Genomic DNA, 786 nt, shown 5'->3' with positions numbered 1-786 from the left:
GGTGAGGTGGAGTCGTGCGGATGGGGCGGTGGCGTTGCTGAGGGGGAGCCAGGCCGGGCCGGCGGGGTCGGAGAGCTGAGCATTTCCCGTGGCGAGGAGGAGGCCGAGTTGGTCGGCGCTGTCGGCGAGGCGGTGGCGCAGGGCGGCTTCGCGGCGGGCGCTGCGGGTGTGGATGAGGACCGGGGTGCGGGTGCCGGTGGTGGAGGCCAGGGCGGCATAGCCGGGAAGTTTCGCCTCGACGCGGGCGAGGTTCTCGCTGCCGGTGTCGTACTCCACGAAGAACGGCAGGAGTTGGCTGCCGCCGCCGTAGTGGGCGTAGGCGTCGGGGCGGATCCAGTCGCCCCAGAGGCGGGTGGATGAGCGCTCGGCCAGCCACACCGGTAGGTGGCCGGTGGCGGCGAGTTGGGTCAGGAGGGTGTTGACGCCGAGGGTGTGGTCCAGGGTGGGGGAGAAGGCGATGCGGGCGCAGGTGTCCTTGCGCCAGCCGGTGGCGGCCAGGTCGGTGCCGGCGCGGGCGGCCAGGAGTTCGGCTCCCGTCTTGCCGAGGGTGTAGTGCTCGGGGGCGGAGCCGCGGGTGCGCAGGGGGCGGAAGGAGTCGACGATGCCCATGAAGTACAGCTCGCGCAGGCGGCGGTTTGCCGTGCGGTGGCCAGTGAAAGCGAGGGCAGAGATGTGGTGGGAGGTGAGCACCTTGTGCTCGTGGAGCATCTCGGTCAGCCATACGTCGCGGGCGGTGAGCCGGGCGGACAGCTGAGCCAGGTCGGTGCGGGCCCGGTTGGGCTGGGC

At 72.3% G+C, this 786-nt stretch carries 1 protein-coding gene; it reads right to left on the bottom strand.

The features are described 5' to 3' along the window. Window positions 1-786 (bottom strand): replication-relaxation family protein (locus tag E2651_RS43500; protein ID WP_135336763.1); only part of this gene is annotated, 786 nt, incomplete at both ends.

It is taken from the genome of Streptomyces sp. MZ04 (assembly GCF_004684775.1).
Taxonomy (GTDB): domain Bacteria; phylum Actinomycetota; class Actinomycetes; order Streptomycetales; family Streptomycetaceae; genus Streptomyces.
Note: the sequence above shows the minus strand (reverse complement) of the source record. Positions and strands in the feature narration are given on the sequence as shown.